Here is a 12,513-nt window from a genome sequence, read left to right as displayed (position 1 = left end):
AGGAAGAAGACGGCGCGGCTCAGGCCGCGCGGGTGTCGCTGTCGACGATGCGCAGGCTCTCTTCGATCACCCGGCCATTGGCGATGCGGTAACTGCGCACCGGGTATTCGCTACCGCTGGCGGTGGACAGGATCAGGTAGTGCGCGTGCGGCTCGTTGGCGAAGTCGATGTCGGCCCGGCTCGGGTAGGCATCGCTGGCCGTGTGTGAGTGATAGATCACCACCGGCTCTTCTTGCTGCGCGTCCATTTCGCGCCACACCCGCAACTGCTCGCGTGGCTCGAACTGGAAGAAGGTCTGCGACCCGGCATGGTTGACCATGGGCACCCAGCGCGAAGGCCGGTCAGTGCCTTGCCGGCCGGGCATCACGCCACAGGCTTCGAGGGGATGTTGCTGTTGTGCATGGGCCATGGCGGCATCGAGCAACGCCCTGGAAATGATCAGCATGGGAGGCTCCTTCCTTTCAGTAGCGTGGCAGATCGGGTTCGACGTCATCGATCCAGGCCAGGATGCCGCCTTGCAGGTTCTGCACCTGGGTGAAGCCCAGTGCCTGCAATTGCAGCACTACCGCCCGGGAACGGGCGCCGGACTTGCAATGCACGACCAGGGGCGTATCGCTGGCGTAAAGGGCCTTGAGCTGCCCGGCCAACTGGTCGGTCTTGGGCATCAGGCGTGCGCCCTGGATGTGCGCGATGTCCCATTCGGTCTGTTCACGCACATCGATCAGGACCACGGCAGGGTCTTCGCGCATCTGCCGGCTCAGTTCCATGGCACTGACCTGCGGCACCGTCACCGGGGCTTGCGATACACCGCTGCAGAAGGCCTGGTAGTCCTCCAGTCGGGTAATGGCCCGCCGGTCCGGTGCGCGGCGCAGGCGGATCTGGCGGTAACTCATGTCCAGAGCGTCATAGACCATCAGGCGGCCCAGGAGCGTGTCGCCGATGCCAGTGATCAGCTTGATCGCCTCGGTGGCCATGATCGAGCCGATCGACGCGCAGAGGATGCCCAGCACCCCACCTTCCGAGCAGGACGGTGCCAACTCCGGTGGTGGCGGTTCAGGGTAAAGGTCGCGGTAATTGAGGCCCGCGCCGCCCGGCGCCTGTTCCCAGAACACCGAGACCTGGCCCTCGAAACGGAAGATCGAACCCCAGACATAGGGTTTGCCGGCCAGCACGCAGGCGTCGTTGACCAGATAACGGGTGGCGAAGTTATCGGTGCCGTCGAGGATCAGGTCGTACTGGGCGAACAACGCCAAGGCATTCTCCGGTTCCAGGCGCAGGGTGTGTCGGCGCACGTTGACGAAGGGGTTGAGGTCGTCGATGGCCTGGGCGGCGCTGTCGCTCTTGGCCTGGCCCAGGGTGGACTGGCGGTGGATCACCTGGCGTTGGAGGTTGGACGCCTCGACCACGTCGAAATCGACGATACCGAGCGTGCCGACGCCAGCGGCCGCCAGGTACAGCAAAGTCGGCGAGCCAAGCCCGCCGGCGCCGATGACCAGCACCTTGCTGCTCTTGAGCCGGCGCTGGCCGTCGAGCCCGACGTCGGGAATCAAAAGGTGGCGGCTGTAGCGGGAAATCTCTTCGCTGCTCAGTTGGGCGCAGGCATCAACCAGTGCGGGAAGTATCATCATGAAGCTCCTTGGCTTAGGGCCTGCCCATTGTTCGCCAGCCCACCTGGCGCGCCCAACCGTTGGCGGCTTGGATTCATATGAATTGCGTTCTGATACGTATGGATTACGTCGGCACGGCGCCGCGCTTGCCGACCTCCTTGGGCGCAAAGCCGAAATAGCCACTGAAGGCCGCGCTGAAATTGCTGGGGTGGCTGTAGCCAACCCGATAAGCCACCTGGGCGACCTGGCAGCCCTCTTGGAGCAAGATGTACGCACGCTGCATACGCAGTGCCAGCAGCATGCGATAAGGCGTGGTGTCGAACAGCGCATGAAAGCCCTGCTTGAGCTTCGCCGCACTGAGGCCGACACGGCGACACAGCAACGCAACGGTCAGGGGCTGGTCGAGTTCGTCGTGCAACAGTTGCCGGGCTTGCTCCAGGCGCTTGACCTGAGCAGCAGGCAACAGCAGCGTGGCCTGCGACGACACGGCCAGCTGGCGCAGGGGATGGCTCAACAGGTTCAGCACATGCAAGTGGGTGTCCAGTGGCGCGCAGTGCCCCTGCGCCAGGCGCGTGGCCAGGGCCTGGACGTGGCTACACGCATCACGGCTGGTAGCATGCTGCAGCAGCGGCGCCTCGCCCTGGCAATGCAGCAGGCGCCAGGCCTGCTGCTCACCCAAGTAACGGCGCAAGGTGTGTTCACCGACGAGCAGGTGCAGACCACAAGCGCCCCTGCCGAACTGAAAGCGACTGGCCTGCGGTGGCGCGTGCAGCAACTGGGTGATGCTCTGCCCCGCCTCGAAACGCCAACAGCGGCCTTTGCGGTCGGCGTACTGCACATGGCCCTGCTCCAGGAACGTCAGGCACAGCAGCGGCCCGCCGAGCAGTTCGCAGGTGCGCTGCACGCCGGTGCCCGAGTGGCTGGCATCGAGGCGCAACAGCAGCAGGTCGTCCTCGATGGCCAGTGTTTGTGGCGCGCTCGCCGGCACGGCGCGCAGGCGCTGCAACGGGGCATCCGGGGCAACGCGGCACAGCTCGACGCTAGCGTATGCCACGCGTTTCATTCGCCACTTGCAAGGTAGCGTCCATCGCCGGCACTCCTCCATGAAGCGACGTGCGACCTTGCTGGCCCGCCACCCGCTCCGCTGGCTAACGGCTTGCGCGTTAAGCCCGCAAGCCACCTCTTCGGCCCTGTACCCTTTGCCATGGGCCGCAGACGCGCACACGGCCACAGGTCCGTGCGGCGCAGTGAGGTTCAGCGGGGAGAGGCGCGAGGATTGGAGGACGGCCAGCAATAGCGAGGCGGCGCATGCCCGAGGGGCGCGCGGGCGAAAGCGCGCCGGTCGATGTTCGACAGCAGCCAGGCCAGTGCAACCAGGAACACTAGGTGGATGAAGCCCGCCGCGCAGAGCGGGCAGCTGAACGGCGTTGCCAGCCCACTGTCGGGCAAGGCCGAAAGGTCCTTGGCGGCCAGCGCCGAGGTGTCGCTGCCGAGCGAGCAGAACTGCCCGCCGATGCCGTTGAGCGCCAACCCGAGCATCTGCCCATGGCCCAAGCCACAGGAGAACACGTTGAACAGCACACTGAAGTACAAGGCCCAGGCAATGAAAGCGCGTCGTGTCGGGGGGTGGTTCATGCACCGGATCCGTGGCGTTGGAGGTGGGCGGATACCGACTGCCATTCTGGCCTGGCAATCCGCACAAGGCTCTCTAGACTCTTCTGCGACAATCCGCCACACCCATCGCCAGGCGGTGACGAAACAATAGTCACCTCGGCAGGGCGTGGCAGACTGTCGCACCCTGCGCAATCGAGCAGCGTTGCTAGACTCGCGCTTCGCCCATTCAACCGTAGCGGCCATCGAGCAAAGGATATGCACCGAGCAGCAGGACGTCGCCACGCCTTCGCCTGGATACTCTACGCCAGCGTGCTGTTCGCCGTGCTGCACTGTGGCATCGGCCACGGTCAGGCCACCGGTTTGGCGCTCAATGGCGCCGGCAGCGCCTTCTGCGGCCACGCTGGTGCGCCGCCTGGCCCCATCGGTTTCGAACAATGGCTAGGCGAGAACCTGGCCTCCAATACCACGCTCGATTGTCCACTGTGCAGCCACGCGGGCCTGGCGTTCACGCCCCTGCTGCCAGACCTGCCGTTCGCACACGCTGCGCTCGATGACCGCCTGCCCGCTGCCCCGGCAGCCTGGCCCCGGCGCCTGTGGCCCGCAGCCAACCCCCGCGCCTCGCCTGCTCTGGCCTGATCCGTTGTCCCTGACCCGCCCCACGCCCTTGGCTCTATGCACCTGGGGATGCCGCCATGCGCGCGGGGCTGGCCCGCCTCGACTTATCGCAACAGGAACACCCAGAGCATGAAGAACAAGACGCTTTGCTGCGCCGCCGCACTTGCCTTTTCCAGTGGTACCGCACTGGCCCAGACCGACAGCGTGGAGCTGCCCGAAACCACGGTGGTCGGCACTTCGGTCATCGACCAGAACAACGTTGACAGCTTCGGCAGCCTGACCACCGTGGTCGGCCAGGAGCAGATTCGCGACCTCAACGCCCTTGACCTGTCCTCCGCCCTGCGCCGCACCCCTGGCGTGGTCGTATCGCGCTTCAACCCGGTCGGTTCGTTCGGCGGCGCCGAAGGTGGCGCCGTGTACATCCGCGGTATGGGTGCTAGCCGCCCGGGCAGCGAGATCAAGACCTACATCGACGGTGTGCCGTTCTACATGGGGGTGTGGGGCCACCCGCTGCTGGACCTGCTGCCGATCAATGCCATGCAAAGCATCAGCGTGTACAAGGGCCCGCAGCCGCAGAAGTTCGGCAACACCTTCGCCGCCATCGATCTCACACCCAAGGTGGCGGAACAAGGCGACAACCACCACGGCGAACTGCAACTGACCGGTGGCAGCTTCCGTACCGCCACCGAACAGGCCAGCCTGATTGGCCGCGAAGGCGACTTCGACTACCTGCTGGCACAGGGCGCCGCCCACTCGGACGGTGACCGCAGCGACGGCGATGGCCGCCTGAACAACGGTATGGCACGCCTGGGCTACCGCCTGAACGACAACTGGAGCACCGGCTTGCTGGTGCTGCACGCCAACAACCAGGCATCCGATCCCGGCCAGAAAGGCCTGCCAGAGACCAAGAACGGCGAATTCAACACCCGTGGCACCCTGACCTCGCTATCTGTGGCCCACGAGCATGATTGGGGTAATGGCAGCCTCAAGCTCTACCATAACGAGGGCCGTGGTTCCGCCCTTGACCAGACCGGCCTGGACGGCGACACCATCAGCGATTTCACCCTGCAGGGCATTCGCTGGGAAGAGCAACTGCGCCCTTGGCAAGGCGGCGAAGTGGCGTTGGGCCTGAACGTCGACGAAAGCAAGGGCGAAGTGCACTTCAAGCGCATCGCCCCTGCACCGCAGGCGAAGTTCGACGCCCCCACCCTGCGCGTGACCTCGCCGCATATCGCCGTCAGCCATGCCTTCGCCCTCAACGACCGCTGGACCCTGACGCCATCGGCGGGCGTGCGCACCTACGACCACAATGTCTTCGACAGCGCCACCGCGCCCCACGCCGGGCTGCTACTGTCGTCGGACAATGTCGAGTTCCGCGCCAATGCCTCGCGCGGCATCAACTATCCGGGCCTGGAGGCCTCGGTGATGTCGAGCCTGATCCCGGCGCTGGGCGAAACCTGGAAAGACCTCAAGCCCGAAAAGCTCGACCATCAGGAACTGGGCGTGCGCTTCAACCCGATCGACAGCGCCACCCTCGACCTGGCGGTGTTCAAGGACAAGCTGCAGGACCGCTACCTGTTCGCCTTCCCGCCGACCGTGTCGAGCCCGTCCTACATCAACCTGGGCGACTACGACATCAAGGGCGCCGAAGCCACCTGGCAGCAGCGCTGGACCAGCAACTGGAGCAGCTTCGTCGGTTTCACCTGGCTCGACCCGTCGCTCAAGACCCTGCCCTATGCGCCGCAGAAGTCGCTGTCGTTGGGCACCACCTACGAGATCGGCCGCTGGCGCCTGTCGGCAGACGCGCAGTATCAGAAGGACATGTACGTACTGGCCGAAGAGCGCACCGCCGGCGCCAGCAACTTCTCCAAGGTCGACAGCTTCACCGTGGTCAACATGCGCGTGGGCTATGCCGTGCCGGCGCTGGGCAAGGTCGGCGAAGTGTTCGTCGCCGTGGAGAACCTGTTCGACCGTGACTACGCCTACCGTACCAACTACCCAATGCCCGGCACTTCGGCGCAGTTGGGTTTGAAAATGGGCTTCTGAGCCCTCACCGGTCGCTGCCGACAGTCGTCGGCAGCCTCATAAAGGAAAACGCAGATGAAAGCACCGATCCTTGCCTTGCTGCTGGCCTGCAGCCCGCTGCTGGCCATGGCCGACACCGCCAGCGAGCAACAGAGCATCCAGCAACTGATGCGGCACAACTTCGAACGCCCCGACGCACCGCTGGACGTCGGCCCGGTGACTGTCGAAGGCGACCATGCGGTGGCCGGCTGGCTGCAGGGCCAGCGCGGCGGCCGCGCGCTGCTTCGAAAGGGACCTCATGGCTGGCGGGTGGTGTTGTGCGCCGGCGATTCGTTGCTCGACCCAGCTACCCTGCGCAGCGCGGGGCTCGGCGATCAGGACGCGGACCGGCTGAGCCAGGCCGTGCGCCAGGCCGAAAGTGAACAGCCAACCGAGCGGGTCAAGCAATTCGCGCTGTTCCAGGGCGTGGTCAAGGTCGACAAGGACGCTGCCCACGGAAATCACTAATGAACAGGCCGGGGCTTTTCAAGCCCGGCTTGTGTGTCACAGCGGCACCCTTTCGAGGAAATGCTCCAGGCAATGGTCAGGCAGTGATTGCCTTGCAGGCCTTCAAGCAATCGGCACAGGCATCTGCGCATGCCTTGCATTCAGCGTGCTGGTCTGCGTGCTTGCGGCATTCGTTTTCACAACTGGCACACACATCGGCCGCCATCCTGGCCATGGCGGGTGTGAAGCTGGAACCTTGCACGGCCAGCTTCATCAAGGCTGTACAGGTCGCCAGCAGCTCATTGACTGACTGGGCACAGCCCGCCATTTCCTTGTCACCCTGCCCCAACAGCACCAGGCAATGCGCCAGGCAGGCCTCCCCGGTTTTCAGGCAATCACTGCTAGTGTCGATCACGCCTGCAAACGGCTTGCCGCCGCCATGATCATGGTGGTGTTCGTGGCCTTCAGTCGCGGCCAACGCCGGCGCCACCATGGCCACCGCCACCGCGCCGGCAACGGTCTTGAGTATTTCACGTCGCTGCATTGCTCACTCCTTGTTGGACATGCACCGTACCCTCACTGCGGCACTGTGCCACACCCTACAGGCAACCAGGCTCATTCGACAAGGTCGCGCAGGCCCGCGGCAGGTTGTCGCACCAGGCAAACCAAGCCCCTCTTGCTAGTCTGCCGCACCGTCTTCCAGTGCGCAGCCATCGCACTCAATCCTGCATCATCGCGAGTAGACACATGCGCAACCTCTACCTGCTCACGGCAACACTGGCCGGCTTGCTGGCTGGCTGTGGCGACCCGAACGCCCGACCGGAACCTGGCGAGCACCTCGCCGGAGGCGCCACCACCGTCCAACGGTTCGACAAGGATGCCTTCTCGATGCCCGCGGCGAACCTCAGTCCGTCCAGGCGCATGGACTTCTTTGTCGGTAATGCTTTCTTCCGTGGCAACTGGCATGCAGCCCGCGCCGACGGCAAGCAAGGTGGTCGGATCGGATTGGGGCCTTTGTTCAACACCGACTCCTGCCAAAGCTGCCATATCAAGGATGGCCGTGGTTTCCCGCCGGCCGAAGGCAGCGATGCGCCAGCCCTGTCTTCGCTGGTGCGCCTGTCCATACCGGCGCCTCCCGATCAGGCAGCGCTGATCGAGCGCCTTGGCATCATTCCCGAGCCGACCTACGGTGGCCAGTTGCAGGATGCTGCCATCGACGGCCATGCTCCCGAGGGCCGGGTGAAACTGCATTACCAGGCTCGGGTCGTCACCCTTGCCGACGGCGAGCAAATCACCTTGCGTCAGCCAGTGTTCACCATTGGCCAGTTGGGTTACGGCCCATTGCACCCACAGACGCAGATGTCGTTACGGGTGGCGCCACCCATGATCGGCCTGGGCTTGCTCGAAGCGATACGCGACAGCGACCTGGAGCAGAACGCAGCCCGCCAGGCTCGCGAAGGTGGCCTGGTGCATGGGCAGCTCAACCAGGTGTGGGACGAACTGCGCCAGCAGACCCGCATGGGGCGCTTCGGCTGGAAAGCCGGTCAGCCTACGCTCGATCAGCAAAACGCCCACGCCTTCGCCGGTGATATGGGCCTGACCAGCAGCCTGCTGCCGAGCGATGACTGCACCGAACGGCAGTCAGCCTGCCGCAAGCCCCCCCAGGGCGGCGCGCCGGAGGTCAGCGACAGGGTTCGTGAACAGGTACTGTTCTATACCCGTACCCTGGGTGTACCGGCCCGCCGTGATAGCGACACACCGCGGGTGCTGGAGGGCAAAGCCGTGTTCCATGCGGCAGGCTGTGCTGCCTGCCATCGGCCCTCCTACGTCACGGGTGAGCACGCTTTGCCAGAGTTGAGTCAGCAACACATCTTTCCGTACACCGACCTGTTGCTGCACGACATGGGCGAAGGGCTGGCCGACCACCGTGAGGAATTTCGCGCCAACGGCCGCCAATGGCGTACGCCGCCACTTTGGGGGCTGGGGCTGACAGCTAGGGTCAGCGGGCATACCCAGTTCCTGCACGATGGCCGGGCTCGGGATGTGCTGGAGGCCATTTTGTGGCATGACGGTGAAGCACGTGACTCACGCGATGCCGTGATTGCCATGGATCAAGGCAGGCGCATGGCGCTGCTGTCGTTTCTCAACTCGCTTTGAAGCCAAGACCAAGCGGCCGGGACTCGATCAGCAGGTGCGAGCCCTTGAGGCTGGCAGCCAGGGTATACGCCAGCAACATCGGGAGCAGTACACTGGCGAGAATCAGCAGTGTACCCAAGGTTCTGTCGTCACTGGCCGCGCTCCATAGGGTCATGCTGGCAGACGGTTGCACGCTGGAAGGCAAGATGAAGGGGAACAACGCCAGCCCTACGCTGCACAGCGTTGCACCTACTGTCAGGCCACTGCCCAACAGCGCCATGCGAGGCCGGGCATGGGTGCAGGCGAACAGGCTCATGAGCGTGCCAGACAAGGCCAGCACTGGTGCCAGGCCGGCTGCAGGCCAGGCCTGAAAATTGGCCAGCCAACCTGGATTGTTGGCCAGCACCACGAACGCGCCAGGCCCGCACAAGGTGGCCGGACGCTCCACGGCCCACAAGCTGTAACCGCGCGCGTTCGCTGCCAGCCCTATCGCAGCCACGATGAAACTGGCCAGGAACATCACGCCCGCAACGCCTGCAACCCGGCTTGCTGGCTGATACAGGGAGTGGCCACCACGCTGCATCACCCAGGTAGCGCCACACTGGCAGACCATCGCCAGGCTCACGACACCTGAAAGCAAGGCGAACGGACTGAAGAGACCGGCCAAAGAGCCGTGAAACTGCATACCCGCCTGACCACAGCGACTGAATGGCAACCCAAGGAGCAAGTTGCCCAGCATGCCCCCCAACAGAGCTGCCGGCAGCAGGCCGATTGCCAGCACTCTGCAGGTTTGGCGCGGTCGGGCGGCTTGCCAGGCAGATCGGCGCAGCAGTATCAGCAGGCTCACCAAGCCTGTCATCAGGCAGGCCAGGCCACCGAGCGATGGCCAGACCAGCGCAAGCGTGGATCCCAGGGCCAGCAACCACAGCAGGTTGATAGGCTGAGGCGCGGCCGCAGACGACTGCAGCGGTTCGGCACCTTGCCCCGATAGCCACGGCACCAGCACCCGTGCGCCCATGTCCAGACTTTCGCCCAGCACAAAACCGATCAGCATCACGCCAATCAATAACCACCAGACGATTTTCAGCAGTTCGTGGTCCATGACGGCTCTCCCAGCCTGAAAAAAAAGCAACTCATCCGAAGAAGGGCCGCTGTGGGTTGCCTGCCGTGCAGCGTGGATGGGACAACGGCAAAGCAGGCTCTGCCCATGCTAGGCGTTGCCTGCGGCGCTCCCCACTGCGACAGCCCGTCGCAGTGAGTGGTAAGCATTGGCTCCACGGGCGCCCAGCAGTGGCGCAGGGAAAACTGCGGCAGCCTGTCGCACCGCAGCGTACCGGCATTGCCCCGGCCGCCGCCCGATACAGCAGCGACTATGCTAAATGGCCAGGCAGCCTCGACAACGAAGGCTGCCGCGACCAATCAAACAAGGAGCTGCCAATGAAACCTTTCATGTTCAAAGGCTTGCGCAAAGCCAATGGATTGCTGTTGGGCGTGTTATTGACGAGCTTCGCCAGCACCGCCCTGGCCCAGGTCGAAGTCAAGGTTGAAGACCCCTGGGTCAGGGCCACGGTGCCCAACCAGCCTGCTACGGGTGCTTTCATGCGCCTTACCGCCAACGAGGACGTCAAACTCGTTCGGGTCAACTCTCCCGTGGCCGCCAAGACGGAACTGCACGAGATGTCCATGAAGGACGGTGTCATGACCATGAAGCCATTGGCGAGCCTTGAGTTGCCCGCCGGCCAGCCAGTGATACTCGACACCCACGGCTACCACATCATGCTGATCAACCCCAAAGAGCAGATCAAGGAAGGCGCCACGGTGCCGCTGACCCTGACCGTTGTCGATGAAAACGGCAACGAAACCTCGGTCAAGGTCGATGCACCGGTACGTTCGCTGGCCAGCGGCGACGACTTGCCGGACTAGCAAGCACCCATTTGCAGTGCTGAGCCTGCTCCCGTGCGAGACAGCCCGTTGGCGGGCAAATCCAGCGTGCGGTGTATCTCGCGCTCCGCCGTATCCACCAGTTCGAGGATCACACGGCAGCGTTTCAGGTAACGATTGCCGGCTTCGGTCAGGGCGATGCGGCGGGTGGTGCGGTTGAGCAAACGAATATGCAAGTGCGCTTCCAGGTTGGAGAGCATCCGGGAAACGCTGGCAGTCGTGGTGTCCAGGCATTCGGCCGCGCCGGTCAGGCTGCCGGCCTGAACCACGCAACTGAACGCGCGCATGGCTTGGAGTACGTCCATCGTCAGTATCTCGCTAGGTATTCAGTGAAGTGGGAAACGGGCGGCGTATTGCCGCCCAGGTCCTGGCCTGGCTTAGCCGGGCACCGGCAACCAACGCCGGAAGCTGCTCGCGCCCTTGGCGCTCAACGGGCTCCAGGAAAATTCCCACGGGGGTGGCGGCAAGTCTTCATCGGCCTGGGGCGCTGGCAGCGCCGGGCGCACGCCGGTTTTCCACTCCACCACCCGTTCGCCCATCGGTTGCCAGGCCAGCACCAGGCCACGGGCCTGAGACACGTCAGTTGCCACCCACAGCGCCGCTGCAGCCACCATGAAGGCTTCGATATGCTCCTCCGTCACCCGTGCCTGGTAAGGAGAGTTCAGTAACCAACGGCAAACGCTGATGTAGTAGGTCCAGTCCAGCGCCGGATGGTGCCGGTATGCCCAGGTCATGAATCGTCGGAACAACTCCAGGCCTTCTGGCGGATCAAGCTTGAGCAGCCCTGGGCAGACATCGAACAGCGTGTGCCAGTAAGGCAGCAGGCGTGCATCGAGGTTGACGAAGCTGCGGGCATTGCAGGGGTAGTCGGGAAACGGCAACAGAAAGTCGCCGCTGCGCGACGGACGAGTGGAAGGCTCCAGCAACGCTGAAGCGGTCAGGGTACGAGACATCGTGTGCTCCTGGGTACGGCTAGCCATCGGCAGGCCGACACCCCGCCTTGCGCGGGTGCGGCCTGGGTCCTTACAGGTCAGGCGATCGCCGTCGGGGAGGCACGGGGGTTGATCGAAGGCCAGCGGTGCCGGGGCGAACGCAGCGCAACAGCCGGTTGGCGGTCGACAGGCAGCGCAGGCAAGACAAAGCCTGCAAGGACCAATGCAGCAGGCGTGGGTGCCGGGCCGCCCTGGGCGCAGCAGCAATGTCCGGGGTCGGCCGTTTTCGGGCTTAGGTTGCCATCCTTGTCCGGAATCGCCGGCTGTACGCCGCCCGACGAGCAGTAGCTGCCCGCCAGCAATTGCTGCAGGCTCAGGTCGCCCAGGGTGCTGGCCATCGGCAATGCCAGCACCTTGAGCAGCATCGCTAGCAGCGCGGCGACCCAGAGGTTGTCCCAGGTACGTGCGCGCAGGCCGCAACGGCGCATGTTCACGCCTCGCCAGGTAGCGCGGGCGTGGAGATTCGACAGGTCATGAGGGGCTCTCTCCAACGACGGTCAAACCAGCCAGGAGTTACATGCAAGGCATGCACTGCCGGTCCGGTGTGCTTAGGGCAGGCAGAGGCCCGCCAGGGCGCCAAGGCGCCGGTAGCGTCAGAGAGGTGAAGCGCGAGGGTTGGACGAGGGCCAGCAATAACGCGGCGGCGCCTGGCTGCGGATTTCGCGCGGTAATGGCCGGCGCTCACGGCTGGCCAGCAGCCAGGCGACGGCAATCAGGAAAACCAGCGTTAGAAAGGCCGCCGCCCCGATCGGGCAACTGAAGGGGATGCTCAGGTCGCCCGCCAAGGCGTTGTCCTGCTTGGCTTTCAGCAGGCCCGTATCGCCCCCGAGGCTGCAGAACGCACCGCCGAATCCATTCAGCGCCAATCCCAATGCCTGCCCGTGGGCAAGGCCACAGCCAAGTACATTGAACAGGACACAGAAGTACAGTGCCCAGGCAATGAGGGGACGGTGTGAAGGCAGGCAGTTCATGGGCGGCAACTTTAGCATCGAAACCGGCCCCGCAGAAGCACCAACCTCGGCCTGTCCTCTCTGCGACAAGCCGTCACACCCCACTTAACTGGCCTCGATTCACCCGCGCGGGTGCCCCTCAGGGAC

Annotated in this window: 14 protein-coding genes and 1 pseudogene; 5 read left to right on the top strand and 10 right to left on the bottom strand. The window is 64.4% G+C overall.

The features are described 5' to 3' along the window. Nucleotides 1-19: 19 nt before the first annotated feature. From AACG97_RS13775 to AACG97_RS13760, 4 genes are all read right to left on the bottom strand, one after another. Nucleotides 20-445 carry a Mov34/MPN/PAD-1 family protein gene (locus AACG97_RS13775; RefSeq protein ID WP_197885102.1) on the bottom strand — a complete coding sequence of 142 codons (426 nt, stop codon included), beginning with the start codon at nucleotides 443-445 and terminating at the stop codon, nucleotides 20-22. Nucleotides 446-461: 16 nt separating this feature from the next. Then, entirely contained in the window at nucleotides 462-1,625 is a 1,164-nt protein-coding gene (gene moeB / locus AACG97_RS13770) for a molybdopterin-synthase adenylyltransferase MoeB (protein WP_197885105.1), read from the bottom strand. Between the two features lie 106 nt (nucleotides 1,626-1,731). After that, nucleotides 1,732-2,661, bottom strand: a complete 930-nt coding sequence (locus tag AACG97_RS13765) for a helix-turn-helix transcriptional regulator (protein ID WP_181880561.1) — start codon at nucleotides 2,659-2,661, stop codon at nucleotides 1,732-1,734. 200 nt (nucleotides 2,662-2,861) lie between these two features. Then, nucleotides 2,862-3,242 (bottom strand): DUF2946 domain-containing protein, encoded by a 381-nt coding sequence (locus tag AACG97_RS13760; RefSeq protein ID WP_009686847.1) that lies wholly within the window; start codon nucleotides 3,240-3,242, stop codon nucleotides 2,862-2,864. Nucleotides 3,243-3,476: 234 nt separating this feature from the next. Here AACG97_RS13760 and AACG97_RS13755 point away from each other — a divergent pair, with 234 nt between their 5' ends. The 3 genes from AACG97_RS13755 to AACG97_RS13745 all read left to right on the top strand — a co-directional run bounded on the left by AACG97_RS13755 (nucleotide 3,477) and on the right by AACG97_RS13745 (nucleotide 6,368). Next, nucleotides 3,477-3,857, top strand: a complete 381-nt coding sequence (locus AACG97_RS13755; protein WP_009686848.1) for a DUF2946 family protein — start codon at nucleotides 3,477-3,479, stop codon at nucleotides 3,855-3,857. Nucleotides 3,858-3,965: 108 nt separating this feature from the next. After that, a complete protein-coding gene (locus AACG97_RS13750; RefSeq protein ID WP_197885104.1) occupies nucleotides 3,966-5,882 on the top strand; it encodes a TonB-dependent receptor in 1,917 nt (638 codons plus the stop codon). A 54-nt stretch (nucleotides 5,883-5,936) separates the two neighbouring features. Next, the gene (locus tag AACG97_RS13745) at nucleotides 5,937-6,368 is read left to right on the top strand and encodes a copper uptake system-associated protein (RefSeq protein ID WP_115294118.1); all 432 of its coding nucleotides are present in this window, start codon (nucleotides 5,937-5,939) and stop codon (nucleotides 6,366-6,368) included. Nucleotides 6,369-6,444: 76 nt separating this feature from the next. Here the strand turns inward: AACG97_RS13745 and AACG97_RS13740 are convergent, their stop codons facing one another. Beyond that, nucleotides 6,445-6,891 (bottom strand): four-helix bundle copper-binding protein, encoded by a 447-nt coding sequence (locus tag AACG97_RS13740; RefSeq protein ID WP_009686850.1) that lies wholly within the window; start codon nucleotides 6,889-6,891, stop codon nucleotides 6,445-6,447. Between the two features lie 203 nt (nucleotides 6,892-7,094). Between AACG97_RS13740 and AACG97_RS13735 the strand changes: the two genes are divergently transcribed. After that, nucleotides 7,095-8,504 (top strand): di-heme oxidoreductase family protein, encoded by a 1,410-nt coding sequence (locus AACG97_RS13735; protein WP_125855181.1) that lies wholly within the window; start codon nucleotides 7,095-7,097, stop codon nucleotides 8,502-8,504. On the opposite strand, the gene cydB is transcribed toward AACG97_RS13735, so the two are convergent. After that, nucleotides 8,491-9,585, bottom strand: coding sequence for a cytochrome d ubiquinol oxidase subunit II (gene cydB / locus AACG97_RS13730; protein ID WP_009686852.1), 1,095 nt, complete (start codon nucleotides 9,583-9,585; stop codon nucleotides 8,491-8,493). The genes AACG97_RS13735 and cydB overlap by 14 nt on opposite strands. Nucleotides 9,586-9,920: 335 nt before the next feature. Between cydB and AACG97_RS13725 the strand changes: the two genes are divergently transcribed. After that, complete coding sequence (locus AACG97_RS13725; RefSeq protein WP_115295292.1) at nucleotides 9,921-10,406, top strand: copper chaperone PCu(A)C; 486 nt, start codon at nucleotides 9,921-9,923, stop codon at nucleotides 10,404-10,406. A 23-nt stretch (nucleotides 10,407-10,429) separates the two neighbouring features. On the opposite strand, the pseudogene AACG97_RS13720 reads toward AACG97_RS13725, so the two are convergent. From AACG97_RS13720 to AACG97_RS13705, 4 genes and pseudogenes are all read right to left on the bottom strand, one after another. Continuing rightward, a pseudogene (locus AACG97_RS13720) lies at nucleotides 10,430-10,729 on the bottom strand (LysR family transcriptional regulator); the annotation flags it as partial. 72 nt (nucleotides 10,730-10,801) lie between these two features. Continuing rightward, complete coding sequence (locus AACG97_RS13715; protein ID WP_009686855.1) at nucleotides 10,802-11,377, bottom strand: putative natural product biosynthesis protein; 576 nt, start codon at nucleotides 11,375-11,377, stop codon at nucleotides 10,802-10,804. A 77-nt stretch (nucleotides 11,378-11,454) separates the two neighbouring features. Next, nucleotides 11,455-11,844 carry a DUF2946 family protein gene (locus AACG97_RS13710; RefSeq protein WP_009686856.1) on the bottom strand — a complete coding sequence of 130 codons (390 nt, stop codon included), beginning with the start codon at nucleotides 11,842-11,844 and terminating at the stop codon, nucleotides 11,455-11,457. Nucleotides 11,845-12,009: 165 nt separating this feature from the next. Continuing rightward, nucleotides 12,010-12,387, bottom strand: a complete 378-nt coding sequence (locus AACG97_RS13705) for a DUF2946 family protein (protein ID WP_009686857.1) — start codon at nucleotides 12,385-12,387, stop codon at nucleotides 12,010-12,012. Between the last annotated feature and the right edge of the window lie 126 nt (nucleotides 12,388-12,513).

Source organism: Pseudomonas sp. Nvir (genome assembly GCF_963778085.1).
GTDB lineage: Bacteria > Pseudomonadota > Gammaproteobacteria > Pseudomonadales > Pseudomonadaceae > Aquipseudomonas > Aquipseudomonas juntendi.
Note: the sequence above shows the minus strand (reverse complement) of the source record. Positions and strands in the feature narration are given on the sequence as shown.

Excerpts from the sequence above, each read along its gene's own strand:
- AACG97_RS13775 (WP_197885102.1), bottom strand. The coding sequence starts at position 445 with ATGCTGATCATTTCCAGGGCGTTGCTCGATGCCGCCATGGCCCATGCA.
- moeB (WP_197885105.1), bottom strand. The coding sequence starts at position 1,625 with ATGATACTTCCCGCACTGGTTGATGCCTGCGCCCAACTGAGCAGCGAA.
- AACG97_RS13760 (WP_009686847.1), bottom strand. The coding sequence starts at position 3,242 with ATGAACCACCCCCCGACACGACGCGCTTTCATTGCCTGGGCCTTGTAC.
- AACG97_RS13755 (WP_009686848.1), top strand. The coding sequence starts at position 3,477 with ATGCACCGAGCAGCAGGACGTCGCCACGCCTTCGCCTGGATACTCTAC.
- AACG97_RS13750 (WP_197885104.1), top strand. The coding sequence starts at position 3,966 with ATGAAGAACAAGACGCTTTGCTGCGCCGCCGCACTTGCCTTTTCCAGT.
- AACG97_RS13745 (WP_115294118.1), top strand. The coding sequence starts at position 5,937 with ATGAAAGCACCGATCCTTGCCTTGCTGCTGGCCTGCAGCCCGCTGCTG.
- AACG97_RS13740 (WP_009686850.1), bottom strand. The coding sequence starts at position 6,891 with ATGCAGCGACGTGAAATACTCAAGACCGTTGCCGGCGCGGTGGCGGTG.
- AACG97_RS13735 (WP_125855181.1), top strand. The coding sequence starts at position 7,095 with ATGCGCAACCTCTACCTGCTCACGGCAACACTGGCCGGCTTGCTGGCT.
- cydB (WP_009686852.1), bottom strand. The coding sequence starts at position 9,585 with ATGGACCACGAACTGCTGAAAATCGTCTGGTGGTTATTGATTGGCGTG.
- AACG97_RS13725 (WP_115295292.1), top strand. The coding sequence starts at position 9,921 with ATGAAACCTTTCATGTTCAAAGGCTTGCGCAAAGCCAATGGATTGCTG.
- AACG97_RS13715 (WP_009686855.1), bottom strand. The coding sequence starts at position 11,377 with ATGTCTCGTACCCTGACCGCTTCAGCGTTGCTGGAGCCTTCCACTCGT.
- AACG97_RS13710 (WP_009686856.1), bottom strand. The coding sequence starts at position 11,844 with ATGCGCCGTTGCGGCCTGCGCGCACGTACCTGGGACAACCTCTGGGTC.
- AACG97_RS13705 (WP_009686857.1), bottom strand. The coding sequence starts at position 12,387 with ATGAACTGCCTGCCTTCACACCGTCCCCTCATTGCCTGGGCACTGTAC.